The sequence below is a fragment of the Marinobacter daqiaonensis genome, from assembly GCF_900115285.1.
GTDB classification, from domain to species: Bacteria; Pseudomonadota; Gammaproteobacteria; order Pseudomonadales; family Oleiphilaceae; genus Marinobacter; species Marinobacter daqiaonensis.
Genome location: NZ_FOYW01000002.1, coordinates 521,683 through 547,758 on the forward strand (window position 1 = coordinate 521,683; position 26,076 = coordinate 547,758).

General features: G+C 60.0%; 21 protein-coding genes. 9 read left to right on the forward strand and 12 right to left on the reverse strand.

The features are described 5' to 3' along the window. Positions 1 to 187: 187 nt before the first annotated feature. Positions 188 to 2,932 carry a bifunctional acetate--CoA ligase family protein/GNAT family N-acetyltransferase gene (locus BM346_RS15085; protein ID WP_092014917.1) on the forward strand — a complete coding sequence of 915 codons (2,745 nt, stop codon included), beginning with the start codon at positions 188 to 190 and terminating at the stop codon, positions 2,930 to 2,932. Between the two features lie 212 nt (positions 2,933 to 3,144). On the opposite strand, the gene rdgC is transcribed toward BM346_RS15085, so the two are convergent. The 8 genes from rdgC to BM346_RS15125 form a co-directional block, all read right to left on the reverse strand. Further along, positions 3,145 to 4,077 (reverse strand): recombination-associated protein RdgC, encoded by a 933-nt coding sequence (rdgC, locus tag BM346_RS15090; protein ID WP_092014919.1) that lies wholly within the window; start codon positions 4,075 to 4,077, stop codon positions 3,145 to 3,147. A gap of 85 nt (positions 4,078 to 4,162) precedes the next feature. After that, positions 4,163 to 4,363 (reverse strand): DUF2788 domain-containing protein, encoded by a 201-nt coding sequence (locus BM346_RS15095; RefSeq protein ID WP_092014921.1) that lies wholly within the window; start codon positions 4,361 to 4,363, stop codon positions 4,163 to 4,165. Between the two features lie 110 nt (positions 4,364 to 4,473). Further along, positions 4,474 to 5,244 carry a peroxide stress protein YaaA gene (gene yaaA / locus BM346_RS15100; protein ID WP_092014923.1) on the reverse strand — a complete coding sequence of 257 codons (771 nt, stop codon included), beginning with the start codon at positions 5,242 to 5,244 and terminating at the stop codon, positions 4,474 to 4,476. A gap of 12 nt (positions 5,245 to 5,256) precedes the next feature. Continuing rightward, on the reverse strand, positions 5,257 to 5,523 hold the full coding sequence (locus BM346_RS15105; protein WP_092014925.1) for a glutaredoxin family protein: 267 nt from the start codon (positions 5,521 to 5,523) through the stop codon (positions 5,257 to 5,259). Further along, positions 5,523 to 6,272: a YciK family oxidoreductase gene (locus BM346_RS15110; RefSeq protein ID WP_092015092.1), complete on the reverse strand. Its 750-nt coding sequence runs from the start codon at positions 6,270 to 6,272 to the stop codon at positions 5,523 to 5,525. The genes BM346_RS15105 and BM346_RS15110 overlap by 1 nt, the downstream gene beginning before the upstream one ends. An 88-nt stretch (positions 6,273 to 6,360) precedes the next feature. Further along, the gene (locus BM346_RS15115; RefSeq protein WP_092014928.1) at positions 6,361 to 7,032 is read right to left on the reverse strand and encodes an HAD family hydrolase; all 672 of its coding nucleotides are present in this window, start codon (positions 7,030 to 7,032) and stop codon (positions 6,361 to 6,363) included. 3 nt (positions 7,033 to 7,035) lie between these two features. Then, positions 7,036 to 7,752 carry a bifunctional 2-polyprenyl-6-hydroxyphenol methylase/3-demethylubiquinol 3-O-methyltransferase UbiG gene (gene ubiG / locus BM346_RS15120; protein WP_092014931.1) on the reverse strand — a complete coding sequence of 239 codons (717 nt, stop codon included), beginning with the start codon at positions 7,750 to 7,752 and terminating at the stop codon, positions 7,036 to 7,038. 61 nt (positions 7,753 to 7,813) lie between these two features. Continuing rightward, on the reverse strand, positions 7,814 to 9,154 hold the full coding sequence (locus tag BM346_RS15125; protein ID WP_092014934.1) for a TRZ/ATZ family hydrolase: 1,341 nt from the start codon (positions 9,152 to 9,154) through the stop codon (positions 7,814 to 7,816). A gap of 139 nt (positions 9,155 to 9,293) precedes the next feature. Between BM346_RS15125 and mtnA the strand changes: the two genes are divergently transcribed. Continuing rightward, on the forward strand, positions 9,294 to 10,364 hold the full coding sequence (mtnA, locus tag BM346_RS15130) for an S-methyl-5-thioribose-1-phosphate isomerase (protein WP_092014937.1): 1,071 nt from the start codon (positions 9,294 to 9,296) through the stop codon (positions 10,362 to 10,364). Positions 10,365 to 10,435: 71 nt separating this feature from the next. Here the strand turns inward: mtnA and BM346_RS15135 are convergent, their stop codons facing one another. Both BM346_RS15135 and BM346_RS15140 read right to left on the reverse strand, forming a co-directional pair. Further along, complete coding sequence (locus BM346_RS15135; protein WP_092014940.1) at positions 10,436 to 12,592, reverse strand: carboxy terminal-processing peptidase; 2,157 nt, start codon at positions 12,590 to 12,592, stop codon at positions 10,436 to 10,438. A gap of 211 nt (positions 12,593 to 12,803) precedes the next feature. Beyond that, entirely contained in the window at positions 12,804 to 15,269 is a 2,466-nt protein-coding gene (locus tag BM346_RS15140; protein WP_092014943.1) for a DUF349 domain-containing protein, read from the reverse strand. Between the two features lie 204 nt (positions 15,270 to 15,473). Between BM346_RS15140 and BM346_RS15145 the strand changes: the two genes are divergently transcribed. Beyond that, positions 15,474 to 15,953 (forward strand): regulatory protein RecX, encoded by a 480-nt coding sequence (locus BM346_RS15145; protein WP_092015095.1) that lies wholly within the window; start codon positions 15,474 to 15,476, stop codon positions 15,951 to 15,953. 25 nt (positions 15,954 to 15,978) lie between these two features. On the opposite strand, the gene mltF is transcribed toward BM346_RS15145, so the two are convergent. Next, positions 15,979 to 17,517 (reverse strand): membrane-bound lytic murein transglycosylase MltF, encoded by a 1,539-nt coding sequence (mltF, locus tag BM346_RS15150; RefSeq protein ID WP_227662987.1) that lies wholly within the window; start codon positions 17,515 to 17,517, stop codon positions 15,979 to 15,981. A 246-nt stretch (positions 17,518 to 17,763) separates the two neighbouring features. On the opposite strand from mltF, the gene purL reads away from it, so the two are divergent. Together purL and BM346_RS15160 are read left to right on the forward strand one after the other, a co-directional pair. Beyond that, complete coding sequence (purL, locus tag BM346_RS15155) at positions 17,764 to 21,666, forward strand: phosphoribosylformylglycinamidine synthase (RefSeq protein WP_092014950.1); 3,903 nt, start codon at positions 17,764 to 17,766, stop codon at positions 21,664 to 21,666. 492 nt (positions 21,667 to 22,158) lie between these two features. After that, on the forward strand, positions 22,159 to 22,470 hold the full coding sequence (locus tag BM346_RS15160) for a YqfO family protein (protein ID WP_092014953.1): 312 nt from the start codon (positions 22,159 to 22,161) through the stop codon (positions 22,468 to 22,470). On the opposite strand, the gene BM346_RS15165 is transcribed toward BM346_RS15160, so the two are convergent. After that, entirely contained in the window at positions 22,465 to 23,016 is a 552-nt protein-coding gene (locus BM346_RS15165; protein WP_092014957.1) for an NUDIX hydrolase, read from the reverse strand. The genes BM346_RS15160 and BM346_RS15165 overlap by 6 nt on opposite strands. Before the next feature lie 89 nt (positions 23,017 to 23,105). Here BM346_RS15165 and BM346_RS15170 point away from each other — a divergent pair, with 89 nt between their 5' ends. The 4 genes from BM346_RS15170 to purT are packed head-to-tail and all read left to right on the forward strand — an operon-like array spanning position 23,106 to position 25,658. Continuing rightward, positions 23,106 to 23,705 carry an NUDIX hydrolase gene (locus BM346_RS15170; protein WP_092014961.1) on the forward strand — a complete coding sequence of 200 codons (600 nt, stop codon included), beginning with the start codon at positions 23,106 to 23,108 and terminating at the stop codon, positions 23,703 to 23,705. Positions 23,706 to 23,719: 14 nt separating this feature from the next. After that, positions 23,720 to 24,262 (forward strand): gamma carbonic anhydrase family protein, encoded by a 543-nt coding sequence (locus BM346_RS15175; RefSeq protein ID WP_092014964.1) that lies wholly within the window; start codon positions 23,720 to 23,722, stop codon positions 24,260 to 24,262. After that, on the forward strand, positions 24,262 to 24,447 hold the full coding sequence (locus tag BM346_RS15180) for a DUF1289 domain-containing protein (protein ID WP_092014967.1): 186 nt from the start codon (positions 24,262 to 24,264) through the stop codon (positions 24,445 to 24,447). The genes BM346_RS15175 and BM346_RS15180 overlap by 1 nt, the downstream gene beginning before the upstream one ends. Positions 24,448 to 24,473: 26 nt before the next feature. After that, positions 24,474 to 25,658 carry a formate-dependent phosphoribosylglycinamide formyltransferase gene (purT, locus tag BM346_RS15185; protein WP_092014970.1) on the forward strand — a complete coding sequence of 395 codons (1,185 nt, stop codon included), beginning with the start codon at positions 24,474 to 24,476 and terminating at the stop codon, positions 25,656 to 25,658. The last annotated feature ends 418 nt before the right edge of the window (positions 25,659 to 26,076 follow it).

Sequence of the window (26,076 nt, forward strand, 5' to 3'; positions counted from 1 at the left end):
TGCTGTCCTGCCAGGCTTTCGGGCTTTCTGTATTTTCTTTCATGGTAACAGGGATACCGCCATTGCGCTGGGATTCTTTGGTCGTAGCCGGCGCCCCGCCTGGTTAAGGAATTCGGTTTACATCGGGACCGCAACGCCTAAGATAGGGAATATTCAATAGGTCTGCTGGCACTTAGGAGATTGCATTTTGGGCACCCGATACCTGGAAAGCCTGTTCAACCCGTCTTCCATCGTGGTGGTTGGCGCCTCCGAGCGGGCCGACAACCTGGGGGGTATGGTGCTGCGGAACCTTCTGGGTGGCAGCTACCCCGGTCGGATGCTGGTGATCAACCGCAATGGCTACGAGTCGGTCCACGGAGTCCCTTGCGTGGCCAAGGTGTCGAAGATGGAGTTCAGCCCGGAACTGGCCATCGTCTGCACGCCTCCGGATACGGTACCCAAGGTGGTGCGGCGACTGGGAAAAGCGGGGGTGCGCACCGCCATGGTAATGACCGGCGGGATGTCCCGGGCCCATTCCAGGACTGGTCAGCCATTGATGTATTCCGTGGGTGAGGCGGCCCGTGAAACCGGTATCCGGGTACTCGGCCCCAATACCATTGGTCTTATGGTGCCGGCCCGTAAACTCAATGCGACCTATGCCCACATGGGAGTGCTGCCGGGGAAGGTGGCATTCGTCGGGCAGTCGGGCAGTGTCGCGAGTTCGGTCATCGACTGGGCGTTCGCCCGGGGGGTAGGCTTTTCCTACTTCCTCACTCTCGGGGATTCCATGGACATCGACCACGATGACCTGATCGACTATCTGGCCCAAGACTCCCAGACCCGTGCCATCTTGCTCCACATCGAGAATATCCCCAATCCGCGCCGCTTCATGTCCGCGGTGCGGGTGGCTTCCCGGACCAAACCGGTGATTGCGGTGAAGAGCGGGCGGGTGCCGGAGTCCGAATGGTTCAGGCACGAGCTCCCCGCCGGCCTGCACCGCAGCGACCCCATCTACGATGCCACCCTGCAACGGGCCGGCGTACTGCGGGTGGACGGCCTTGGTCAGATGTTCGACGCCCTGGAAACCCTCACCCGCATGCGCCCGCTCAAGCGTGAGTCCCTGGCCATCATGGCAAACGGTGTGGGGCCCGGTGTACTGGCGGTGGACCGCCTGGCCGCCCTCGGTGGCGAACTGGCAACCCTTTCCGAAAAGTCCATAGAGGGCCTGGCGGAGATCCTGCCGCCTTACTGGAGCCGCAAGAACCCCATTGACCTCAGTTACGATGCGTCTCCGGAGCTTTACGCCAAGGCCATCAGGGTCCTGGCAAAGGATCCGGAAATCTCCAACGTACTGATCATGTACTCACCGAGCCTGACCGAGGACAGCCTCCAGATCGCCGATGCAGTGGTCCAGGCGATCAAGGGTACCCGGCTGAATGTCTTCACCTGCTGGCTGGGGCAGAGTACCGTTCTGGATGCCCGGGACGAATTCTATCGGGCGGGCGTGCCTTCATTCTTTTCGCCGGAAAAGGCGGTCATGGCTTTCATGCAGCACGTGAACCATCAGCGGGTCCAGCGCCTGCTGGCGGAGACACCGGAATCCTTCACCGACCATTTCGCGGATCACTCCAACGCCCGGCGCATCATTGTCAATGCGCTGCGCTCGGACCGAAACCACCTGTCCGACCGGGAAGCGCGGCAGGTTCTTGCGGATTACGGGATCAATACGGTTCCCACTGTACACTGCGACGACGTGGAGGAGGTGATCGAGGCCTTCGCGGTGGAGCGCCGGCCGGTGGATGTGACCCTGATGCACCAGCGCGCCTGCCATCCGTTCATGGAGTACCAGTCCGGCCGGGGCCGCTATCGTTCCACGGTGCACGGTCTGACCAACGAAAACGACCTGATCGACGCCTGCCGCGATCTGATGGAGGACTACCAGAAGCACTTTCCGGACAGTGGCTTCCTCGGTTTTGCGGTCCAGCGCTCCTACAAGCATATTGACGGCATTGCCTTCAGCGTCGGCATCACTCGCGACGCACTGTTCGGCCCGCTGGTGGTCTGTGGGGCGGCGGGCGCACAGATCAACGTGATGTCGGACCGGCAGATTGCCCTGCCACCCCTGAACATGGTGCTGGCCCGGGAGCTGCTGCACCGCACCTACATGTCCAAGCTTCTGCGGGAGTTCAGTCCCCATGCCGAGCAGGACATTCGCGCCCTGTGTGAGGTGCTGATCACCCTGTCCCAGATTGTGATCGATATTCCGGAGATTCGTGGCCTGGAAATCTCTCCGTTGCTGTTCAACAACGATCAGCTGATGGCGGTGGATGTGGCCATCGACCTTTCAGACAAGCCTGGCAGGCCAATTATTCAGCCCTATCCCCGGGAGCTTGAGGAGTGGATGGTGCTGCCGAAGTCCGGTCGCCGGGTAATCATCCGGCCAGTGCTTGCGGAAGACGAGCCCTCTCACCGCGCGTTCCACGAGTTGCAGTCGCCGGAGTCCATCCGCTATCGCTTCTTCCAATTCCGCAAGCACTTCTCCCGGGAGGACGTGGCCCAGATGGTGCAGATCGACTATGACCGGGAAATGGTTTTTGTAGCCAACGCTCCGCGTGAGGACGAGGAAGGTGAGGAGACCCTGGGTACCGTGCGGGTGTGGACCGACGCTGATAACCTGCGTTGCGAATTCGCGGTAATGGTGCACGACAAGATGAAGGGGGAGGGCCTTGGCGTCGCCCTGATGCAGAAGATGATCGACTATTGCCGGTCACGGGGGACCATGGAAATGGTGGGCAATGTCCTGCCCGACAACCGTCCCATGCTGCAACTGGCGGAACACCTGGGCTTCAGTATCCATTACAACCGCGAGGAAGAGGTGATGGACCTGCGACTGGTGCTGAACGAACCCGAGAAAGACTGGCAGCGGGAGAGGCTGGCCCGGGCGCATCATTAAGCGGGTCACAGGTCCCGACGCCGCACCTGTAGGAGCTGGTCGGCCAGCGAAAGGGGTTCTGCTGAGCCTTGGCGGGTTTGCTCTTCGCCAGCAGGCTGGCTCCTACACCTGCAGAAATGCTCCGAGCCATTCTGTAGGAGCTGGCCTGCCAGCGAGGAGGTCCTGTGAAACTCTGGCGGGTTTATTCCCCGCCAGCGGGCTGGCTCCTACAGTCAGTTTTGCTCTTCGATAATCGCGGATTTGTCCTCCCCACCCATCGCTTCCAGCAGGCCTGGAATCAATCGTGACAGCTCCAGGGTCATCAGCGAGAAAGCCGCGTCGAATTTCGCGGCGGCATCATCGGAATCCACCTCTTCCAGCTTTTCCTGAAGAGTCTCACCGAACTTCAGGCGGCGAATGCCGAATTCTTCATCCAGCACGAAGGACACATTCTCGTCCCAGGTCAGGGCGAGCTTGGTAACCTGCATGCCCGCTTCCAGGTGATTCTGGATCTCTTCCGCCCGCAGGTCCATGCCCTTGCAGCGAACCACGCCGCCGTCCTCTGAAGGATCCTTCAGCTCGCATTCCATGCCCAGCTCTATAGCCCCGGGCAGGTCAATGGACTCGTCCAGCCACCCAGTGAAAGTAAAGCTTGGCGCCTGCTCAAGGGCCGGCGGACGCACCGGTAGCGAACCCAGACTCTGGCGCAGAGCCGACGCCAGATCCTCCGCCTGCTTCGCGGACCCGGCATCCACCACCAGAACGCCGTCCTGCGGTGCCAGATAGGCGAAACTGCGGCGATTGCGGGAGAAGGCCCGGGGTAGCATCTCCAGCATCACTTCTTCCTTGAGTTCATCCTTCTCTTTCTTGCGGACCTTGCGGCCCTGCTCAGCTTCAATGGCCTCGGCCTTTTCTTCCACCATTTCCTTGATCACCGGGCCGGGCAACACCTTCTCTTCCTTTCGCAATGCCACAAGGTGGTAGCCGCCGGCGCTGTGAACCAGCAGGTCGCCGTGCTTGCCAAGCGGCGATACCCAACCCTGGCGGGTGGTTTCCTGGGGGCCGCAGGGCTTGAAAGCATCAGCCGTCAGTTTTTCCTCCAGCTGCTCCGGAGTGATGTCAAAGGGCTTGGTGAAGCGAAATACTCGGGCATTGCGAAACCACATGGATTCGGTCCTTGCTTGATTCTGGGTCTGTAAGAGATTACTGGGACAGTGAGGCCGGCCTTTGGCCGGGCCGCCAGCGGGTTGACTAGATCTGCATCACTTCGACCAGTACGGTCTTGACGATGAAACCCACCACGCCCGCGCCCAGCACGGTAAAGAGGATAATGGTGCCCAGTCGTCCGGCCTGGGATTTCTTGGCCAGGTCCCAGACGATGAATCCCATCCAGCCGATCAGTGCTGTCAGGAAAACGTAGAGGGCAATTTCCGCGAACAGTGCTTCGTTCATGCAACGCTCCGTCAGTTCTAAAAGTCAAAGCCGGTCCACCACCAGCCCTGAAAGAGGGGCGGTGGCGCCGGCACCGGTCTGGTGCTCAACGGCAGCGTTTTTGTTAGGGGTTATTGCTCGTCGCGCAGAAAGGTCCAGTTATCGCCGGAAGAGTGCTCCTCGCTGAAGCGGTACCCCTCCAGGTTGAACCCTTTGAGATCATCAGCCTGGGTAATGCCGTTTTTGATGGCGTAACGGCACATCAGGCCCCGGGCTTTCTTGGCGTAGAAACTGATCATCTTGTACTGGCCGTTTTTCCAGTCCTTGAACTGGGGCGTAATGATACGGGCATCCAGCTGTTTCTTGCGAACGCTCTTGAAGTATTCATTGGAGGCCAGGTTCACCAGGACGCCATCGTCGGCGGCCAGCTGTTCATTGAGCGCTTCGGTGATGGTATCACCCCAGAACTTGTAGAGGTCCTTGCCACGCCTGTTTTCAAACTTCGTCCCCATCTCGAGGCGATAGGGCTGCATCAGGTCGAGGGGGCGAAGCACGCCGTAGAGACCGGACAGGATACGCAAATGTTCCTGGGCGAATTCGAATTCCTGCTCCGAGAAGTCCTGTGCACCCAGGCCCGTGTACACATCCCCGTTGAAAGCCAGTACCGCCTGGCGGGCGTTATCCGGCGTGAAGGGCGTATGCCACTGCTGGAACCGCTCGGCGTTTAGCTGGCCGAGCTTGTCGCTGATGCCCATGAGGTTACTGACCTGGTGGGGTTCCAGTTCCTTGAGCTGGTCAATCAGTTCGCAGGATTCTTCCAGAAACGCTGGCTGGGTGTAGCTGGTGGTTGCCAGCGGGCTTTCGTAGTCCAGGTTCTTGGCGGGGGATATGACCATTAACATGACAGCGTTTCCTCAGTGGAGTCGGCCTGAAGTAGTGGACGGACCGGGTGCCAGAAAGTCCAGCAGATCGTCCCGGGTGAAGGGCCAGCCCATCTCCGCGCCATTGTCTTCCCTACGCAGGACCGGGATACGGGTGCCATAGCGCTCAACCAGTTCAGCGGAGGAGGCGATATCCACGGCTTCGACCGGAACAGGATGCGGCAGCGGTGTATTCACCAGCAGGGCTTCGGCCAGGTCGCACAGTTCGCAGTGGGAGGTGGTGAAGAATGTCAGCTGCATCATTTCTCCTGGGCGTTCAGCTGCTGACCGGTCACTCCCCGGCTGTCCCGTCCCATGAGGTAAAGGTAGCTGGGCATCAGTTCCTCCGGCGCAGGATTGCCCATGGGATTTTCCGCCGGGTAGGCATGGGCTCTCATGTTCGTGCGGGTCGCACCCGGGTTCAGACTGTTGACCCGGATGTTATGACGCTCGTCGTCCAGCTCATCGGCAAGCATCTGGCTGAGACCTTCGATTGCAAACTTGGACACCGCATAGGCACCCCAGTAGGCCTTGGCTTTGCGACCGACACCGGAAGAGGTGAAGATCACCGACGCATCCCCGGACTGTCGCAGCAGCGGGATGGTTGCCCGGGTCAGCAGGAACGGCGCGGTTGCATTCACCTGCATTACCTTGTTCCAGGTCTCCGGGTTGTAAAGCTCGATTGGACTCCGGGCGCCCAGAATGCTGGCGTTATGGAGCAGCCCATCAAGGCGACCGAAGTTGTCCTCGATGGTCATGGCCATCTCTTCATAGTCCTTGACCGCGGCGCCCTCCAGGTTCATGGGCACGATGGCGGGCTTTGGATGACCGGCCGCCTCTATCTCGTCGTAGACCGCCTCCAGCTTGGAGATGGTCCGTCCCAGCAGGATCACCGTGGCGCCGTGGGCGGCAAAGGCCTTGGCGGCCGCCCGTCCGATGCCTGCGCCCGCGCCGGTTACCAGTATGATGTGGTCCTTCAGCAAATCCTCCGGGGCCTGGTAGGTGTGCATGGGATTGTCCGCCATGTGGTATCTGCTCCTGCAGGGTCTTGAGTGGAAGAGGCTTTGAATCTGAACAGGCTCGTACCGGAGCCCGGCGCTATTGTAACAGGTTTACCAGCTGGTCCACCGTGTCTACGGTGTGGTCGGCCTGCCAGAGGTCAACCTCACTGGGGTTGACGATGTAGCCGTAACGCACCGCGACAGTCACCATGCCGGCATTGCGGCCGGCTTCGATATCCCTGGCGTGGTCGCCCACATAGATGGCCCTGGCCGGTTCCGCACCCATCTGGCGGCAGGCCAGGTGCAGCCCTTCCGGCGAGGGCTTGCGTTCATTGACATGATCGGGGCAGATCAGTGCCCCACAGCGGCTTTCCAGCGCCAGCGCGGCCAGCAGCGGCTCGGCGAAACGCACCGGTTTGTTGGTGACAATGCCCCAGGGCACGCCGGCATCCTCAAGCGCGCCCAGCAGGTTATCCATGCCCCTGAACAATTCTGTTTCCTCACAGATACCGGCTTCGTACAGGTCCAGAAAACGGGCATGGCGTTCCCGGTAGCCGGGGTCGTCCGGTTCCAGGCCGAAACCCAGCCGAATCATGGCACGGGCGCCGTCGGATACGTGGGGCCGGATACCGTCGGCCGCCAGAGGCGTCAGTTCGTAATCCTTCCTCAGTGCGTTCAGGCAGCGGATGAAATCCGGTGCCGTGTCGATCAGGGTGCCGTCCAGATCGAACAGCACCGTGGAAGGTGGTCTGGGCAATGGTCGGCTCATGGATCAGTTCTCGTCGGGTTTGCTGGCGTGCATCAGATAGTTCACGTCGACGTCCCGTCCAAGCTTGTAGACCTTGGTGACCGGGTTATAGGTCATACCGGTCAGCTCGTGGACATCAAGGCCGGCATTACGCAGGAAATCCGACATCTCCGAGGGGCGGATGAACTTGCTCCATTCGTGAGTCCCCTTGGGCAGCAGCCGCAAGACATATTCCGCGCCGACTATGGCGAACAGGAACGACTTCGGGTTGCGATTGATGGTGGAAACGTAGAGGTGCCCACCCGGCTTGAGCAGCCGTGCGCACGCCGAAACCACTGAAGCGGGTTCCGGCACATGCTCAAGCATTTCCAAACAGGTCACGATGTCGAAGCTGCCCTGATTTTCCGGATCGTCGGCGAGTTCCTCCACCGTGATCTGTCGGTAGTCCACAGAGACCCCGGACTCAAGACCATGTAGCCGGGCCACGGTCAGCGGAGCCTCGCCCATATCGATGCCCGTCACTTCGGCTCCCCGGCGGGCCATGCCCTCCGACAGCAGGCCGCCGCCGCACCCCACGTCCAGCACTTTTTTGCCGGCCAGGGGCGTGCGCTCGTCAATGTAATTGAGCCGCAGGGGGTTGATGTCGTGCAGCGGCCGGAATTCGCTGGTGGGATCCCACCAGCGGCTGGCCAATGCTTCGAACTTGGCGATCTCATTCTGGTCTACGTTGGTTCTGGTCATGGTCGTACGCCTGGAAAAAGGGTTTTGCCTGCCTAAGGGTTATAGGCCGGTCAAAGCGGTTTCAGTTCATTTTCGCAGCAACGATCCGGTCGTGCCACTCCCGGACACGGAGCATCAGGTCGGGTACATCGATCCGGGTCAGGCGGCCTTCCTGTACCTGAGGTACGCCAGCAATCCAGCTATGGCTTACCTGGCGGCCATGGTTGCTGTAGACCAGGTGGGAGGCAGGATCGTAAACCGGTTGCAGGAAAGGATCGCTGAGGTCCACTGCAACCAGGTCTGCCTGCTTGCCGGCTACCAGTGAGCCCAACTCATTCTCCCGGCCCAGTGCGCGCGCTCCGTTGATAGTGGCCATGGCCAGGGCGTCATGGGCGGACAGGGCGGCGGCGTCTCCGGCGACCGCCTTGGCCAGCATGGCGGCGGTGGACATCTCCCCGAAAAGGTCCAGGTCGTTGTTGCTGGCGGCGCCGTCAGTACCGATGGTTACATTGGTGCCTGCGTCCCGCAGCTTCTGAACCGGACAGAAGCCGCTTGCCAGCTTGAGGTTGGATTCAGGGCAGTGAACCACGTGGGCGCCACTGCCCCGCACCATGGCCAGATCCTGGTCATTAAGCGCTGTCATGTGCACACACTGGGTATTGCGTCCCAGCACGCCCAGGTTCTCCATGCGCGCGATGGGGCGTTGACCGCTCTGGCTTTCCGCTTCCGAGACCTCAGACGCGGTTTCATGGAGGTGGACCTGGAGGGCGGCCCCGGTCTCGTGCTGGATTGCTACGGCCCGCCTGAAGGTACTGTCGTTCACGGTGTAAGGCGCATGGGGACCAATAGCGATTCGGATGTAGGGGTCGTCCCGCCATTGGTCGATCAGGTCCCGTCCCTTGGCCAGGTATTCATCCGGACCGCTGCCCCAGGGTGTCGGCATTTCCATCAGGGGAAAGCACACTTGTGCCCGCATGCCGGTATCCCTGGCCATCTGGGCTGCCACTTCGGGAAAGAAGTACATGTCGGAGAAGCAGGTGGTACCGGTGCGCAGCATCTCCGCCATGGCCAGTTGCGTTCCATCAGCAATGAACCGCTCACTCACAAAGGCGCCTTCCGCCGGCCAGATGTGGTTGTTGAGCCAGGTCATCAGCGGAAGATCGTCAGCCATGCCCCGGAAAAGCGACATGGCCGCGTGGCCATGCATATTGATCAGACCGGGAACAATCACGTGGTGGGGCAGGTCTATGGTTTCCCGGGCCCGGAAATGGGTGTCCGCTTCGGCCTGCGGCACGATAGCCTCGAGCCGGTTGCCGAGGATCAGCACCGCCTGATTCTCAAGCACCACCCCGAGCGGCTCCACGGGAATCAGCCAGCGGGCATTGATGCGGATATCGGCGGCGATAATGGTATCTGCGGTCATGAATAGGCCCTGTGGCTCTGTCGGGATTTGGGGTGACTTTCCTGCAGGGCCAAAGTATAACGATCGCACTGGAGGGCAGCCAGTCCGATGCCGCTATACTGTGGTATCAGAAATACTGAATGAATTACTGGAGACCTTGATGTCAAAGAATTCCGCGAGCCAAACCGAGATCCCACGGAACACCGGAACAGTCGCCATTCGCTGGAGCCAGAGTGCGTTGGAGCTTCTCGATCAGCGCCTTCTGCCCAGGGAGGAGCACTGGCTGACCATCGAGGATGCTCCGGGTGTGGCCCGGGCCATCCGTGAGATGGTTGTTCGTGGTGCCCCGGCGATCGGTATCAGCGCCGCCTACGGTGTAGCGCTGGCGGCACGGACCGCCGATGATGGTCGCTGGCAGCGGGATGTCGAGGCAGCGATTGAAGAGCTGGCGGCATCGCGGCCCACGGCGGTAAACCTGTTCTGGGCTCTGGAACGCATGAAAGGTGTCCTGTCGGAATGTGAAACCCGGGAAGATGGTGTCCTGCGGCTGGCGGCGGAAGCTGTCGCTATTCACGAAGAGGACCTGGCGTCGAATCTGACCATGGCGGATCTGGCTCTTGAGGCCATGGACCTGCAGCGGCCCTGTTCGGTGTTGACCCACTGCAACACCGGGGCTCTCGCCACTGGCGGCTATGGGACGGCACTGGGGGTGATCCGGAGGCTTCATGAACGGAGCCTGCTCAAGCGGGTGTACGCGGATGAAACCCGCCCCTGGCTGCAGGGAGCGCGACTGACAGCCTGGGAGCTGATGCGGGACGATATTCCGGTCACCCTGAACGCGGAGGGTGCCGCGGCGTCGCTGATGGCCAGGGGAGACGTCAAGTGGGTGATCGTCGGGGCGGACCGCATTACTGCCAATGGCGACGTGGCGAACAAGATCGGTACTTACAGTCTCGCCGTGCTTGCCCGTCACCATAAAGTCAGGTTCATGGTGGTTGCTCCCTCCAGTACCGTTGATATGGCAATGGAGACCGGCGACCAGATTCCCATCGAAGAGCGCGATGGCACGGAGCTCCGGGAGATGGGCGGTATCAGGACGGCACCGGAAAAGGTCCGGGTCCACAATCCGGTGTTTGATGTGACCCCCGCCGGCCTGATTGATCTGATTGTGACCGAGCGGGGTGTCGTTCACAGCCCCAACGTCGCCGGAATGCACAATCTGTTCGGCTGACAGAGCGGACCGACCAGCCAAAAAAAACCGGCAACCCCGAGTGGGCTGCCGGTTTTTTCATTGAAGGGTGGTTACTGGGCCCTGGCGGTCACCGTGCCGGATGGCAGGATTGTCGCCATCCGGCGGTCCAGTTCCAGCATGTCGGCCATGATATGCCCGCCCTCCCGCACAATGAAGTCCAGCTCGTCGTCCTCATTGCCATGGGCGGCGGCCGCCTGCTGCTCCTGGTGCTCCTCCATGGCCTCGAAGGACTCGAAAGGCTCCTCGCCACGGAGCTCACGCCGTGCATTGGCGATGGTCAGCTGGCGTCGCTCAAGCTCGTTCTGATACCTGCGACGTTTGTCCTCGTTCAGGCTCACCATGGTGGTTTCCCGCTGCTCCTCGAGAAAGTCGATTTCCTTTTGCAGCAGGCGGAATTCCGGATTTTCCGAGAAACGCGCCTGGTGGCGATCCCGCAGATCATCAATGACATTGCTGAAGTCAAAATAACGGGCGTGTGGCACCGCTTCAATCTGATCCCAGGGCAGGGCACGTTCCAGCGAGTCCTCACCAATCCGGGAGTTGTCGATCCGCGACGGAATCTTGATATCCGGAATCACGCCGCGATGCTGGGTGGACCCGCCGGACACCCGGTAAAACTTGGACTGGGTGATCTTCAACTGGCCATGGTTAAGGGAACGTACCGCCTGCACGGTGCCCTTGCCGAAGGTCTGGGAGCCAACCACGAGTCCACGGCCATAGTCCTGAATGGCGCCCGCAAAGATTTCAGAGGCAGATGCGCTCATGCGGTTGACAAGCACCACCATGGGGCCGTCCCAGGCAACACTGGGGTCCTGGTCCGCCAGTACCTGTACCTGGTCGTCGGTGCCCCGGATCTGTACCGTCGGGCCCTGATCGATGAACAGGCCCACCAGGTCGTTCGCCTCATGAAGGGCGCCGCCACCATTATTGCGAAGGTCCACCACAAGGCCGTCGATATTGCGCTCCTCTTTCAGGTTTTCCAGTAACCTGCGGACGTCCCGTGTGGTGCTCTTATAATCGGGGTCGCCCCGCTGCATGGCCTGGAAGTCCGCATAGAAGGTGGGAATGTCAATCAGACCGATACGGTAGGTCTCACCGTTGCGGTCCAGTTCAATGACATCACTCTGGGCGCTTTGCTCCTCGAGCTTCACCTTGTCCCGCTTGATGGATATGGTCCGGGTCACGGTCTCATCGCTGGCGGTCGCGGGAATCACTTCCAGAGTGACGGTGGAGCCACGGGGGCCACGAATAAGGTCGACCACTTCGTCGAGACGCCATCCGATCACGTTGGTGGGTTCCTCCTCATCCTCCTGCTTCACCGATACAATCCGGTCGGCGGGGCTCAGCTGACTCTGGCGGGCAGCAGGCCCACCGGGCACCAGGCGCACCACCTTGGTGTATTCATTGTCGGATTGCAGCACCGCGCCTATTCCCTCAAGGGACAGGCTCATATTGATGTTGAAGTTTTCGGAGTTCCGCGGCGAAAAATAGCTGGTGTGTGGGTCCCAGGTCCCGGTAAAGGCATTCATATAGGCCTGGAACGCATCTTCGCTGCGCATCTGTGAAATCCGCTTGCGCTGACTCTCATAACGGCGGGTCAGAACTTCGATGATTTCCTCATCGGAACTGCCGTTAAGGCGCTGGCCCAGCACCGCATTACGGAGGCGTTTGTCCCAGAGCTGATCCAGAGCTTCCTGGTCCGGTTCCCAGTCGGCTTTCGAGCGATCCAGCAACAGGGTTTCATCGGACTCGGACTGGAACTGGCCGATTCCCTCTTCGAGTTGCCCCAGGGCGTAGTCCAGCCGTTCAAGAATGCGGGTCTGTACCCGGTTGTAAATGTCGAAGCCGGGCTGGAGCTGACCGGTCCGCAAGGAGGCGCCCATGCTCTCCTTTAAGGGCTCGAAGTCGTCAATGTCCTTCTGGGTCAGGTAAATGCGTTGGCCATCGAGATAGTCGAGATAATCCGCGAAAACCTCTCCGGCCAGTTCATCATTGATGGTCTGATCACGGAGGTGAGTGAACTGGAGCTGCCTAGAAATAAGGATGTTGGCCCGCGCCTGCTCAATGGTCGGCGCGACCGCCTCGAATGCCGTCCGGTCGACGCTGGCATGCAGGCCAGTGCCAATACCCGTCAGGGGGAGGCTGATCAGAAGGCCAAGGGCGAAATTCCGGACGTGGGGAAGGGAAGGCGTGCTGATGTTCTTCATAGAGTAGGTTACCTGCTTAATGCTGGACCGGCATCACCGTTATCGGTGAGTCTCGCCCGCCTGTCAGTAAGCAGATTCCATTACTGGGGCCCACAGGTGACCGGATGGCTGGCGACGGCCTTTGCCTCATTGTAGGCAACCAACCTGACCGTTACCACAGGCAGTGTCAGGTTGGTCGTGACAATCTCTCCATAACCTGACACAGGCCCGTTTAACGGGGTTGCAATGCGTCACAGAAGCGTTCGGCCAGTGCCGGGTCCGGGTTTTCGCCGTCCAGATCAAGGCACCAGCGCGCGACCAGAGCTTCCAGATCCTGGTCCGAAGGCGTTGCAGAACCTGCCAGGCCTTCCTTGAGACGGCGAACCTGGAGCTCCATGCGCAGGTTCTGATCGCTCTGGGACGAGGGAGTACCCGTGAGGATCTCTGCCAGAACGACCACTTCCTGTGGCTGCGCCAGGCTCACCTGGGACTGAAGCGTCTGCCAGTGGCGGGGCAGGGTGCTGGCATCGACAGGACCGAGAGTCCGCTGTCGGATCCAGTCCTGCCACTGCCGGGTATTCGCCAGAACCGCTTCCTGCTTCCTGCGCTCCTCAAGCCGATTGATACAGTCCTGCAGCTGCTTCCCGACTTTGCTGGATACCGGCGAGGCCGCAGCCTCCCGAAGCTGGTCCCGTAAGGTCCGCACAGCAGGCTCATCCAGTGAATCGGCATCAAGGGCAGCCTGCGCCTTCGCCAGCAAGGGGGCCGCCGTTTCGTCCGCCTCGTTGACCTGTTGATTGCGCAGCTGGCGCTCCTCGTCCCGGCGGGAAAATATCTGGTCGCAAGCAGCGCGGAAGGCTTTCCATAACTTGCGGTCTTCCCGGTGTCGGGTAACACCGATTTCCTGCCACTGCTTCTGCAGGGCCTTGGCCCTGTCCATGGCTTCGTTCAGCGGTGTGTGATCAATCAGGGCCTGGGCTTCATCGACAATGCCCTGTTTGAGCGCTTCGTTATGGAGCCGCTCTTCGTCCAGTCTCCTTCCCAGTTCGGCCATGAGCTGATCAAACCGTTTCTGAATGGGCCGATTGTCCCGGAACTCCACCGGCCAGGCTTCCCGCCATTCCTGGCGGGCGGTTTTTTCGATCTGTTCCGCCGCTTTCCAGTCGACGGTTGCCCAGTCTGCGGCTTCCAGGTAGCGGGCCAGCTCCTCGCAAAGGGTCTGCCGTTTCTGCAGGTTGACTTTCTTCAGGTCAGACCGCGCCTCGAAATACGCTTTGCAGGGCTCAAAGGCGGCATCGGATGCGGTACGGAAGCGTTGCCAGAGGTCGCGGTCCGAGGAGCCGCCCAGGTTTTTCCATTCCTGCTGCAACTCCTGGATTCGGGCGGCCTTGGCTTCGGGATCCATGGGCTGCTCGGCCAGATATTCCATCTGCTCGCAAAGTGCCGCCTGCTTGGGACCGGTCGCGAATCCACGCCAATCGCCCAGTTCCCTGACCTGGCCGGCCAGGCGCTGCAGGTTGCCCTGGTGGTGTCTCGCCTCTTTGCCGGTCAGTTGGCGGTGCAGGGCCTGGGCCTGCTTCAGGTTTTGCCGGGACTCCTTGAGAAGATTTTCCGCGAGCGTCTGTTCCAGTTGTCCCAACACCCGGTCCAGCCTTTCCTGCAGCACCTTTTGCTGCTCCCGGTCACCTTCGACCTGCTGCACGGGTCTTCTGACATTGGCCGCCCGGGCAAGTCGTTCGAGTGCCTCGGGTCGCGGCAGGCTTCCTGGCCATTCAAGGTTCTCCAACAGAGCCCGGGCGGCCTCGGGGTCGGGCTCCACCTCATCATCGAGGAGTGCCTGGATCTGTTCCTGGTGGACCCCCAGGCGACGCAGTGCCGCGACGTGGGACTTGAGCGTCTGCATCAGGCTTTCGTAGTCTTTCTGTTCGGACTTGCTGACGTCGGTTTCCCGTGTGGCTTCCAGCCAGCGGTTCTCCTGGGTGCGCTGCAGTGCGTCCAGGGAGGGCAGGGTGGCATGGTCCGTCTGCTCCCGTTCGAGGTCAGCGATGGTCTCTTTCAGCAGAGTAAGGGTCAGCTCCCGCTGTTCTCTCTGGTTCTCGCGACGGATCACCTCTTCTCGCTGTGCGGCCAGCTCACCGGCGCGCTGGCGACAATCGTGCAGTGCGGCCAGAATTTCAGCCTTCTCTTCATTGGTGGCGGCCGGTTCGAGTGTCGACCATGCCTGTTCGAGCTTCTCGACCCGGGCCTCGTAGAGGGAGGTGTCGCTGGTCAGGGCCAGCTCCTTTGCCTGGTTGGTCAGTTTCGCCAGGTCGTCGCGGGTCTGCTGTGCCCTGGCCTGGCGCTGACGTATTTCCTGCAATGCCTGACGGGCGTGCTGATAAACGCCCTTGTCCCTGCCACGGGTCGCCTTCTGCACCCGTTGCAGGAGGGATTCATCGGTTACTCGCCTGACCGCATCCAGGCGTATGTCCGCCGCCAGGCCATGGGTTGCCAGCTCCGCCAATGTCTCCTGGTCGGGATCGGGCTCGGCGATCTTTGCCCGTTGCTGGTCAATCAGGGCCTGCTCCGGGCTTTTTACCGGGGATTCGCTGGCGGGATCCGGTCTGTCTTGCGCCGGTTGTTTTTTCCGGGAGTCGGTATCCGGCCTGGTTGCTGACGCGGTGCGTTTCTTGAAGAGCTTCTGGATAAATGCAGCCATGTCGGTATCCTTCAGGCAGTCGGTTCACCGGGTATGGGTCCCGGAATCAGCTTCGATGGCACAATGAGCTGGTGCCACCGCTTCATCGGAAGCCGGGGGGTTGATTACACCCGTGTCTGTAGCGGCACGCGGTAGTGTCAGGCCCCGTCTCCCGGGCAGGGGCCATAGTCTATCCTCTAGAAACGCATGGCGGAAAGTGCCTTCATGGCAAAGTTGAGCAAAAATAGGGATCCCAATGAGCAGGCGCCGGAGATGGCCCTCAGGTTGCTGGCGCGGCGCGAACACAGCCGCCTGGAGCTGGCCCTTAAGCTGCGCCAGCGCAGGGTCGGGCACGAGGTCATTGAGCGGGTGCTGGATGAGTTCGAGGACCGGGGCTGGTTGAGCGACGAGCGCTTTGCCGAAGTCTTCGTCCGTCAGCGCATGGAAGCGGGCTATGGCCCCCTGAAGATCCTGGCAGACCTTCAGCAGCGGGGTATCCCCGGCCGGCCGCCGGCGCTCTCGGAGATCCCGGATGACGACTGGATAGCGTCCGCCGTCCGCTTGCGTGACCGGCGCTTCGGTCTTGGCAATGTCCTGGAGGACTGGCCCGAGCGACAGCGTCAGGGAGGCTTCCTTGCCCGACGGGGCTTCAGTACCGAGCAGGTTGAGGCAGCGCTGGAGGCGATCTCCGCATCTGGGGATTAAGGCTGAGTCCCCGGCAAGAGCGATTCTAAAGAGTTGGTGGCGTTATCCCCATCTCCCTTGGCAGGACGAGGGTGGTGGTCTGCTCCCGGGGTCCCGTTTCATTCTGGTAATCGTTGCTGGCAGATGGAATGACCAGCTCGCCGGTGGAAGTCCCCGCGGTCAGGGTCCGCTCCCGTTGTGGCTCGAAGCGATGGCTCAGGACGTCGTAATAACGGCGTATATTCTGCACATAGATCACCGGCTCATGGCCTCTCGCGTAGCCGTGGCGGGTCTTTGAGTACCATTCCTTCTGGGCCAGCAGAGGCAGGAATTCCTTTACATCGAGCCAGCGGTGAGGGTTACGTCCGGCGGATTCCGCCAGGCGGCGGGCGTCCTCAAGGTGGCCGAATCCCACATTGTAGGAAGCCAGGGCAAACCAGGTGCGGTCAGGTTCGGGGACATCGTTGGGAATCATGCGGTGCACCTGGCGAAAGTACCTTGCTCCCCCCTCGATGCTCTGTTCCGGGTTCAGGCGATTATCTATTCCGATATGATTGGCGGTGTTGCGGGTCAGCATCATCAGCCCCCGCACACCCGTTTTCGAGACGGCGTTACGACGCCAGTTGGACTCCTGGTAGCCGATAGCGGCGAGAAGGCGCCAGTCGATACCCGTCTCCTCACCGTGCCTGCGGAACAGGTCGAGGTACTCGGGCAGGCGCTCCCGGAGATGTTTTTCAAAGGTCAGTGAGCCCACGTAACCCAGCTGATCGAGATGCCCATAGAAGCGCTCTCTCAGGTGCGCGAGGGTACCGTCCTCGCTGATGGCTTCGAGAAAGGTTTCTGCTTCCCGGTAAAGACTGTCGTCGTGACTGGCGGGAAACAGCCAGGCGATGGATTCCTGATCGCCGATACTGAATCCACGTTTCACGTCCGGATAGAAGACCTGATTAAGGGCCAGTTCGTTGGCGTCGACCACAGCCGCGGAAAACTCCCCCGTCTCGACCCGCTGCAGTATCCCTGCGGCGTCCAGGCCGGGATGAATCTGGTACCGAAAGGCGGGTAGCTGCTGTTTGAGGCCTTCGAGATGACGCAGGTGATTGCTTTCACCCGCCACGTGGACCACTACACCGTCTGCCGCCAGGTCTTCGGCTGTCCCGGGGTAGTCGCCGCCCCGATGATAGATCACTATGGATCGGGATTTCAGGCCATTGGCCAGAGAACGGAATCGTTCGCCCCAGTCATTTCCCACCGACAGGCCGGTGAAGCCGATATGGGCATAGCCCTGGTCCAGAACAGAGAGAATGTCCGTGTTGCCGTCCGCCAGCCTGACCCGGAGCTCGACCCCCAGGTGGTCGGCAAATCGTTGCACCAGTTCGTAGTCGTAGCCGGTAGGACCCTCACGGTCTTGGTAATAGATTGAGGGGGCATTGCGGGTGATCACGTGGAGCACACCCTCCGCCTTGACTGTGGTAAGCGTGTCAGGTCGCGAGCAACCGGCTGCCAGCACCACGATCAGTGCGAGCAGTGTCCGGGCCAGAGTACCGGCAGGTGGCCATTGATATCCGTATGCATGGGTTGGGCCCAAACGCGTCACCTCCGTAAAATGGACTTCAATCATCGCTCAGCGCCACAAAACAGGTCAATCGATACAGCTTATAGTGCCGTTAAATTGTGTATATATTGATCGCTGCTGTATCCCGGCCAAAGTTTCCAGTATTATGCGCCCGATTATTCTGCGGTGTTGCCTGACAACCTTGTGCTGTCACCCTCCGGTGACCGTTGCCGGGCAGTTCCGGATTCCCCCAAGTTCGCGCGATACAGGTTATTATCCATGCTGGAACTTCGCGGCGCCCCCGCTCTTTCCCCCTTTCGCTCTGAAAAACTGTCTGGTCAACTGACCGCTGCCGTACCTGGTGTAAAGGCTGTCTATGCTGAATTCATGCATTTTGTCGACGCTGAATCCGGGCTCAGTGAGGGTGAGCAGAAAGTCCTGGATCGCCTGCTGACCTATGGTCCGACCGCCAGGCGGCAGCAGCCGGACGGCGTTCTGTTTCTGGTGGTGCCGCGCCCGGGCACGTTGTCGCCCTGGTCCAGCAAGGCCACGGACATTGCCCGTAATTGCGGGTTGCGCCAGATCCGCCGGATTGAGCGAGGCGTCGCTTACTATATTGTGGCTGACGGCAAGCTCAATCGCGAGGAGCGTCAGACGATTGCCGCCCTGCTCCACGATCGCATGACAGAGACGGTTTTCCATGAGATGGGCGGCGCAGAGCTGTTGTTTCATCGGGAGGAACCGAGAACACTTGAGCGGGTACCGGTGCTTTCGGGTGGCCGTCCCGCGCTGGTGGAGGCCAATCAGCGCCTGGGCCTGGCGCTCGCGGAAGACGAAATCGATTACCTGGTAACCTCATTCAGCGACCTTGATCGCGACCCCACCGACGTTGAGCTGATGATGTTCGCCCAGGCGAACTCTGAGCATTGCCGCCACAAGATTTTCAACGCGTCCTGGGATATCGATGGCGAAGGCCAGCAGAAATCCCTGTTTGCCATGATCCGCAACACCCATGAAAAGAGCGGCGAGGGGGTGCTTTCCGCCTATCGGGACAATGCGTCGGTTATTCGGGGCTCCGTGGGCGGTCGGTTTTTCCCCGACCCCGATACAGCGTGCTACCGCTATGTGGAAGAGCCTGTCCACATCCTGATGAAGGTGGAAACCCATAATCACCCCACGGCGATCTCTCCGTTTTCCGGCTCCGCCACCGGGGCAGGCGGCGAAATCCGCGACGAGGGCGCCACTGGAAGAGGCTCCAAGCCCAAGGCCGGGCTCACCGGCTTTACTGTCTCGAATCTTGAGCTCCCGGGCGATCTCCAGCCATGGGAGACCGGTTACGGCAAGCCGGAGCGTATTGCCTCCGCCCTGGATATCATGATCGATGCGCCTGTGGGTGGCGCCTCCTTCAATAATGAATTCGGGCGTCCCAACCTGGCAGGCTATTTCCGGACCTTCGAGCAAGAGGTGGCCGGTCCCGGTGGTAAGGAGGTCCGGGGCTATCACAAGCCCATCATGATCGCCGGTGGCCTTGGCAACATCCGCGAGGAACACGTGGAAAAAGGCGAAATCCCGGTCGGCGCCAGGCTGATCGTTCTGGGCGGGCCGTCCATGCTGATCGGGCTTGGTGGTGGTGCGGCCTCCTCGATGGACTCCGGCAGCAGCAACGAGAACCTGGATTTTGCCTCTGTCCAGCGAGGCAACCCGGAAATGGAGCGTCGGTGCCAGGAAGTAATAGACCGTTGCTGGCAACTGGGCGACCGCAATCCCATTGCCTTCATCCACGATGTGGGCGCGGGCGGACTTTCGAACGCCATGCCGGAACTGGTGAAGGATGGGGGCCGGGGCGGAAAGTTCGAGCTGCGGGAGATCCCGAGTGACGAGCCGGGCATGTCCCCTCTGGAAATCTGGTGTAACGAGTCCCAGGAACGTTACGTCATGGCGGTGGCCCCTGAGAACATCGAGCAGTTCGATGCCATCTGCCGCCGGGAACGATGCCCCTATGCAGTCATTGGTGAGGCCACCGAGTCCCACCACCTGGCACTGACCGATGCCTACTTCGACGATGCTCCGGTGGATCTGCCCATGGATGTACTCTTCGGCAAACCGCCGCGGATGCACCGTAGTATCGAACGCACCTGCTTCACCAAGCCGATTTTCGACTCCACACAGATTGATGTGAACGAGGCCGTCCGTCGGGTTCTGAGACTACCCAGTGTTGGCAGCAAGAGTTTCCTGATCACCATCGGTGACCGGACCATTACCGGCCTTGTGGCCCGCGACCAGATGGTTGGTCCATGGCAGGTTCCCGTCAGCGATGTGGCGGTGACGGCAACCAGCTTTGACGTCCTCACCGGCGAAGCCATGGCCATGGGCGAGCGCACCCCCGTGGCAGCCATCGACGCCCCGGCTTCCGGCCGGATGGCCGTGGGTGAAGCCATCACAAACCTGGCGGCGGCGCCGATTGCCCGGCTGTCCGATATCCGGCTCTCCGCCAACTGGATGGCTGCGGCCGGCCACCCCGGAGAAGACGAAAATCTGTATGAGACGGTCCGGGCCGTGGGTATGGAGTTGTGCCCCGCACTGGGAATCGCCATCCCCGTGGGCAAGGATTCGATGTCCATGAAGACCGTCTGGGAAGAGGGCGACGACCAGAAGAGTGTCACTGCGCCGCTGTCTCTGGTCATCAGTGGCTTTGCTCCGGTGACAGATGTCAGCCGTACGCTGACACCCCAACTGCGAACGGATGTGGGCGATACCGACCTTATTCTGGTGGATCTCGCAGCCGGGCAGAATCGCCTGGGTGGTTCGGCTCTTGCCCAGGTATACAGCCAGATGGGTGCCGTGGCGCCGGACCTTGATGATCCGGAAGACATCAAGGCTTTCTTCGCCGTGATCCAGGGTCTCAATAGCGACGGCAAAGTGCTGGCCTATCACGATCGCTCTGATGGCGGGATGTTCGTTACCCTCGCGGAGATGGCGTTTGCCGGCCGTGCCGGCATTGATGTCCGGCTCGATGGCCTGGCGGAAGGAGCGGACCAGTTTGCCCGTGAGCTGTTCAATGAAGAGCTGGGTGCGGTTATTCAGGTTCGCCGCGAGGATACGCCCTTCGTGCTTCAGCAGTTTTCTGGAGCCGGACTGGGGGAACATACTTCAGTCGTGGGGACGCTGAACGATGAGGATCGTATCCGCTTCGGCTTTGAAGGGCGATCGCTGATCGATGAGCCCCGCGCAGAGCTTCAGCGCTTGTGGTCGGAAACCAGCTACCGGATTCAGGGACTCCGTGACAATGCCGAATGTGCTCGGCAGGAGTTCGAGAATTTTCTGGATGTCGGGAATCCGGGCCTCCATGCCGAACTGACCTTTGATCCCCAGGAGGACGTCGCCGCACCTTATATCAATACGGGTGTCCGGCCGAAGGTCGCTGTGCTGCGGGAGCAGGGCGTGAACGGACAGGTGGAAATGGCGGCAGCCTTCGATCGGGGTGGCTTCGAGGCGGTGGATGTGCACATGAGTGACCTTCTGTCCGGTCGCGTCACTCTGGAGGGCTTCCGTTCGCTCGTGGCCTGCGGTGGTTTCTCTTACGGCGACGTTCTGGGGGCCGGAGAGGGCTGGGCCAAGTCCATCCTTTTCAATACCCGGGTTCGCGAGCAGTTCGCCGCTTTCTTCGAGCGCAGGGATACACTTGCTCTGGGTGTCTGCAACGGCTGTCAGATGCTGTCCAACCTCCATGAACTGATTCCGGGTACGGAAGGATGGCCGCGATTTGTTCGCAACCAGTCCGAGCAGTTTGAGGCGCGCCTGGTAATGGTGGAAGTGCAGGAGTCACCGTCGGTATTCTTCGACGGCATGGCCGGCGCAAGGATGCCCATTGCGGTTGCTCACGGCGAAGGGCGTACGGAATTTGCCAGTGCAGACCGCCTGGCCAGCCTCAATGATTCAGGCCAGATCGCCTTGCGCTATGTGGATAACCGGGGCGAGGTCACCGAGCGATACCCCTACAATCCCAACGGATCGGATGGGGGAATCACCGGCGTGTCCAGCAAGGACGGTCGCGTAACCATCATGATGCCCCACCCCGAGCGGGTGTTCCGGACCGCCCAGTATTCATGGCATCCGGAGCAGTGGGGCGAGGACGGTCCCTGGCTGAGAATGTTCAGGAACGCCCGCAAATGGCTCGGATAATCAGGCGCGGTTGAGCGCTGACCATCCGGTCAAGAACCGGTGATTTCCGGATTCCTCAGGGAACCCCGGGATCACCGGTTTTTTTATGTCGCTTTTGTACCGTCGGGACATTCTGCAGAAAGCCTCGCAATAGCTGGAAAAATCAAGCAATTTAAAGCCAGTGTCGGCATAAATAACCCTTGACTAAACTGCTTTATGCACACGCGGGTTGCTACCAAGGCGCTGGCCTGTGCAAAATGCCTACAACTGGTACGGAATTTGTCCAGAATTAATAACTATATGAAAATAAAGAATTTATTGAGTTAGGTGGATTTGTCGCCAATTTAACGGAAGCTCCGTAACCATGGGGGCTGCAGAGGTCTGCCCAAAAACTATCCCCAGAGTTATCCACAGATTTTGTGGGTAACCCCGAGGTCCGTTCAGGGCTGCTACATAGCGCCTATGTCAAGTGTTTTAAGGCCGGAAAATCCGGCTGAGAGAGGAGGAAGAGTCATGTACAAGTTTTGCTATTTTGTGCCCGCCAGTCACGTTGAGCAGACCAAGGCGGCCGTTTTCTCCGCCGGCGGCGGACGCATAGGCGATTATGACAGCTGCGCCTGGCAGACGCAGGGCCAGGGCCAATTCCGTCCGCTCAAGGGCAGCGATCCCTTTCTCGGCAGTGAGGGAGAGGTGGAAAGGGTCGAGGAATACAGGGTCGAGATGGTGTGTGAGGATCATCTCATTCGGGAGGCGGTGGCGGCCATGAAGCAGGCTCATCCGTATGAAGAGCCTGCCTATGAGGTTTACCGGCTGGAAGACCTATGAGCTGCGCTGTTTCATACGATGGCGGATATCGCTGACGCGCAGCGGGAACTCATCCCTTTGCATATCCTCCACAAAGTGTTCCAGCGTACGGCGAACGGTGGGGAAGGAGATGTCATCCCAGGGAATACGATCGAGCTCGAAAAGCTCGGCTTCAAGGGATTCTTCGCCGGCACCGAAGCGGGGGCTTGTCATGTGGGCCAGGTAGAACATGTGCACCTGGTCAATGTGGGGCACATGAATCATCGTATACAGCCCCACCAGGCTCACTTCGGCCATGGCCTCCTCGAGGGTTTCCCTGGCGGCCGCTTCTTCCGTTGTTTCGGCGTTTTCCATAAAACCGGCGGGCAGGGTCCAGTAACCGTAGCGTGGCTCTATCGCCCGGCGGCATAGCAGGACCTTTCGCTCCCACACGGGTACGGTGCCGGCGACGATCCGCGGGTTCTGGTAGTGAATGGTTTCACAGTGCGTACACACATAGCGTGGCCGGTTGTCACCGGCGGGAATGCGACTTTCCACGGGATGGCCGCAGGAACTGCAGAATTTCATGAATGACCCCGTATAATGATGCGAGTTTTGTTCCAGTGTATCCTTCGCTGGGTGCCTTGTCCCACCGACCGATGAGCCGGAGACCGATTTTGCGTGATTTACTGACCGAAAGGCTAGCCCGATATGCGCCCACTCAGCTGGCGCTGGACCATCCGGAAGCCAGTGTGCTTGTGCCGGTCACCGACAATATTGGCGCACCGGAAATTCTGTTCACATTGCGTTCCGCCAATCTTTCATCCCATCGTGGTCAGGTGGCGTTCCCCGGTGGCAAGCGCGATGCCACAGATCCCAGTCTGGCCCATACCGCGCTGAGGGAGACCCACGAGGAGATCGGGCTGCCGCCAGACCAAGTCCAGCTTATCGCTCCCCTGAGCCAGGTGATCTCCCGTTACGGTATCCTGGTAACTCCTTACGTTGGCGTTGTGCCGGCCGACCACCCGCTTCAACCCAATCCGGATGAAATCGAGAGTGTGTTCAGGGTTCCCATAGAGTTTTTCCTGGAAGACCGGAGAGAGCGGACGGATGCACTGCCCTTCCTGGGCAGCACTTATCATGTGCCGTGTTATCGATGGGAGCGTTATGAGATCTGGGGCCTCTCCGCCGTGGTTCTGGTCGAGTTTCTGAATGCCGTGTACGATGCTCGCATCGATTTACTCAAGCCTTTCAATTCCGGTTCCCGCAGGCCATAGAAGGAGAGACAGAGATGTTATATGAACTAAGGGATCTCAAGCCCGTACTGATCGGGGAAGGGCAATTCGTTGCCGACAATGCCACGGTCATCGGCAGTGTTGCTCTCCACGACAAGAGCAGCGTCTGGTTCAATGTGGTGATTCGTGGAGACAATGATCTCATTACCATCGGCCCGGAGACCAACGTCCAGGATGGCTCCGTACTTCATACCGACTCGGGCATTCCGCTTACGCTTGGGCGTGGCGTCACAGTCGGGCACAAGGCCATGTTGCACGGATGCGAGGTGGGTGATTACACCCTCATTGGTATTAATGCAGTGGTTCTCAACGGGGCGCGAATCGGCAAGCACTGTCTGATTGGGGCCAACACCCTTATTCCCGAGGGAATGGAAGTGCCCGATGGCTCACTGGTAGTCGGCGCGCCGGGTCGGATCAAGCGCGAACTGGGTGATGAGCAGAAAAAAATGCTTGAGCTCAGTGCTGCCCATTACGTTGAGAATGCGGCTCGATACCGCACCGAACTCAAGCCACACACTCCAACCCAGGTCGAAGAGTGATGAGTGGCCGCAGTAAGCGGGTTGCCTCACCGTGCGTCTCTGTCTGCGCCCTCGACGAAAACGACGTCTGCATCGGCTGTCATAGGACCGGTGATGAAATCCTTCACTGGACGCGCTTGGACGATGATCAGAGGCGTGACGTTCTCAGGAAAGTCAGTGAACGGGAACAGCGGAGCATTATCTGACCATTGCACACGGAACGGATTAGCCCATGACAGTCACCATCGGTACCCCTCTTAAGTCCAACGCCTTCCGTGTCCTTTTTTGCGGGGCCGGGGAGCTGGGCAAGGAAGTTGTCATTGAGCTCCAGCGCCTCGGCGTTGAAGTGATAGCCTGCGATCGCTACGGGGATGCTCCCGCCATGCAGGTCGCCCATCGAAGTCACGTCATTGATATGCTCGATCCGTCCAGCCTCCGGCGGGTGATTGAGCTTGAACGGCCAAACCTTATTGTTCCCGAGATTGAGGCCATTGCCACCGGTGAACTTGTCCGACTGGAAGCTGAGGGCCATAAGGTGATCCCCACTGCCCGGGCCGTAGACCTTACCATGAACCGGGAGGGCATACGCCGGCTGGTAGCGGAGGAGCTGAACCTGCCCGTGTCCCCTTATCGTTTTGCGGAAACCCGGGAAAGTTTCGACCAGGCCGTTCGCGAGATCGGCTTTCCCTGTGTCGTGAAACCTGTGATGAGTTCCTCCGGCAAGGGGCAGAGCCTGGTTCGCGATGAAGCCGGGATAACGGATGCCTGGGAGTACGCCCAGACCGGCGGTCGGGCCGGCAAAGGGCGGGTTATCGTTGAGGGCTTTGTCGATTTCGATTACGAAATAACATTGCTTACAGTCCGGCATCGCGGCGGCGTATCTTTCTGCGACCCGATTGGTCATCGACAGGAAGACGGTGACTACCGGGAGTCATGGCAGCCGCAGCCGATGACGCCGACGGCGCTTGAGCGGAGCCAGGATATCGCTGCCAGAGTTACCGATAATCTTGGTGGATACGGTGTCTTTGGTGTTGAGCTTTTTGTTAAGGGAGATCAGGTATGGTTTTCCGAAGTCTCTCCCCGGCCGCATGATACCGGTCTCGTGACCCTGGTCTCCCAGGACCTTTCTGAGTTCGCGCTTCATGCACGGGCAATTATGGGTCTTCCGGTACCGGCAATACGTCAGCTGGGACCATCCGCTTCCGCTGTCATTCTGCCGGAAGGCGAATCCGAACAGCCTGCTTTCGGAAACCTTGAGCAGGCGCTTTCAGCGCCCGATGTTCAGTTGCGGTTGTTTGGCAAGCCGGAACTGAAAGGACGCCGCCGAATGGGCGTCGCGGTAGCCAGGGGAGAAGACGTTGAGTCCGCCCGAGCGTCCGCACGGAAATCGGCAGGACTGGTAAAGGTCACTTTTTAGCCCAAAGCGCCCAAAGGTGGTTGAAAGTTGATCCTAAAGGGCAAATAATGATCAGTCCTGTAGCCGCAAACCGAAATACCCGAAAAAAAGTGAGGCGAGGTCGTTGACAGGAACCCGGAACGCTGTAGAATGCGCCCCACTTCGACAGGGAACGCCGGTGACGGCGGGAACGGAAGTCGGGGTAAGCGGTTGTGATTATTGAGTTTTTCGGGTTTGAGCTTCGGGAGAAGCGGAAAGAAAAAGTCAAAAATAACCGTTGACAAGGTGGCGATCTGATGTAGAATACGCGGCCTTGATTGAGCTTCTGCTCAAACGCTCTTTAACAAGTTGACCAAGTAATTCGTGTGGGCGCTGGCCGAGACTATCTGGCGACAGATAATCGAGGCAAGCGACTCGTCGAGAATGAGTTTTTGTCTTG

What these genes read in the sequence shown, in the direction of transcription:
- BM346_RS15160 (WP_092014953.1), top strand. Translation starts at nt 22,159, where the DNA reads ATGTACAAGTTTTGCTATTTTGTGCCCGCCAGTCACGTTGAGCAGACC.
- mtnA (WP_092014937.1), top strand. Translation starts at nt 9,294, where the DNA reads ATGTCAAAGAATTCCGCGAGCCAAACCGAGATCCCACGGAACACCGGA.
- BM346_RS15125 (WP_092014934.1), bottom strand. Translation starts at nt 9,154, where the DNA reads ATGACCGCAGATACCATTATCGCCGCCGATATCCGCATCAATGCCCGC.
- ubiG (WP_092014931.1), bottom strand. Translation starts at nt 7,752, where the DNA reads ATGACCAGAACCAACGTAGACCAGAATGAGATCGCCAAGTTCGAAGCA.
- purT (WP_092014970.1), top strand. Translation starts at nt 24,474, where the DNA reads ATGACAGTCACCATCGGTACCCCTCTTAAGTCCAACGCCTTCCGTGTC.
- BM346_RS15175 (WP_092014964.1), top strand. Translation starts at nt 23,720, where the DNA reads ATGTTATATGAACTAAGGGATCTCAAGCCCGTACTGATCGGGGAAGGG.
- BM346_RS15135 (WP_092014940.1), bottom strand. Translation starts at nt 12,592, where the DNA reads ATGAAGAACATCAGCACGCCTTCCCTTCCCCACGTCCGGAATTTCGCC.
- yaaA (WP_092014923.1), bottom strand. Translation starts at nt 5,244, where the DNA reads ATGTTAATGGTCATATCCCCCGCCAAGAACCTGGACTACGAAAGCCCG.
- BM346_RS15115 (WP_092014928.1), bottom strand. Translation starts at nt 7,032, where the DNA reads ATGAGCCGACCATTGCCCAGACCACCTTCCACGGTGCTGTTCGATCTG.
- BM346_RS15110 (WP_092015092.1), bottom strand. Translation starts at nt 6,272, where the DNA reads ATGCACACCTACCAGGCCCCGGAGGATTTGCTGAAGGACCACATCATA.
- BM346_RS15140 (WP_092014943.1), bottom strand. Translation starts at nt 15,269, where the DNA reads ATGGCTGCATTTATCCAGAAGCTCTTCAAGAAACGCACCGCGTCAGCA.
- BM346_RS15095 (WP_092014921.1), bottom strand. Translation starts at nt 4,363, where the DNA reads ATGAACGAAGCACTGTTCGCGGAAATTGCCCTCTACGTTTTCCTGACA.
- BM346_RS15165 (WP_092014957.1), bottom strand. Translation starts at nt 23,016, where the DNA reads ATGAAATTCTGCAGTTCCTGCGGCCATCCCGTGGAAAGTCGCATTCCC.
- BM346_RS15180 (WP_092014967.1), top strand. Translation starts at nt 24,262, where the DNA reads ATGAGTGGCCGCAGTAAGCGGGTTGCCTCACCGTGCGTCTCTGTCTGC.
- BM346_RS15145 (WP_092015095.1), top strand. Translation starts at nt 15,474, where the DNA reads ATGGCAAAGTTGAGCAAAAATAGGGATCCCAATGAGCAGGCGCCGGAG.
- rdgC (WP_092014919.1), bottom strand. Translation starts at nt 4,077, where the DNA reads ATGTGGTTTCGCAATGCCCGAGTATTTCGCTTCACCAAGCCCTTTGAC.
- purL (WP_092014950.1), top strand. Translation starts at nt 17,764, where the DNA reads ATGCTGGAACTTCGCGGCGCCCCCGCTCTTTCCCCCTTTCGCTCTGAA.
- BM346_RS15105 (WP_092014925.1), bottom strand. Translation starts at nt 5,523, where the DNA reads ATGCAGCTGACATTCTTCACCACCTCCCACTGCGAACTGTGCGACCTG.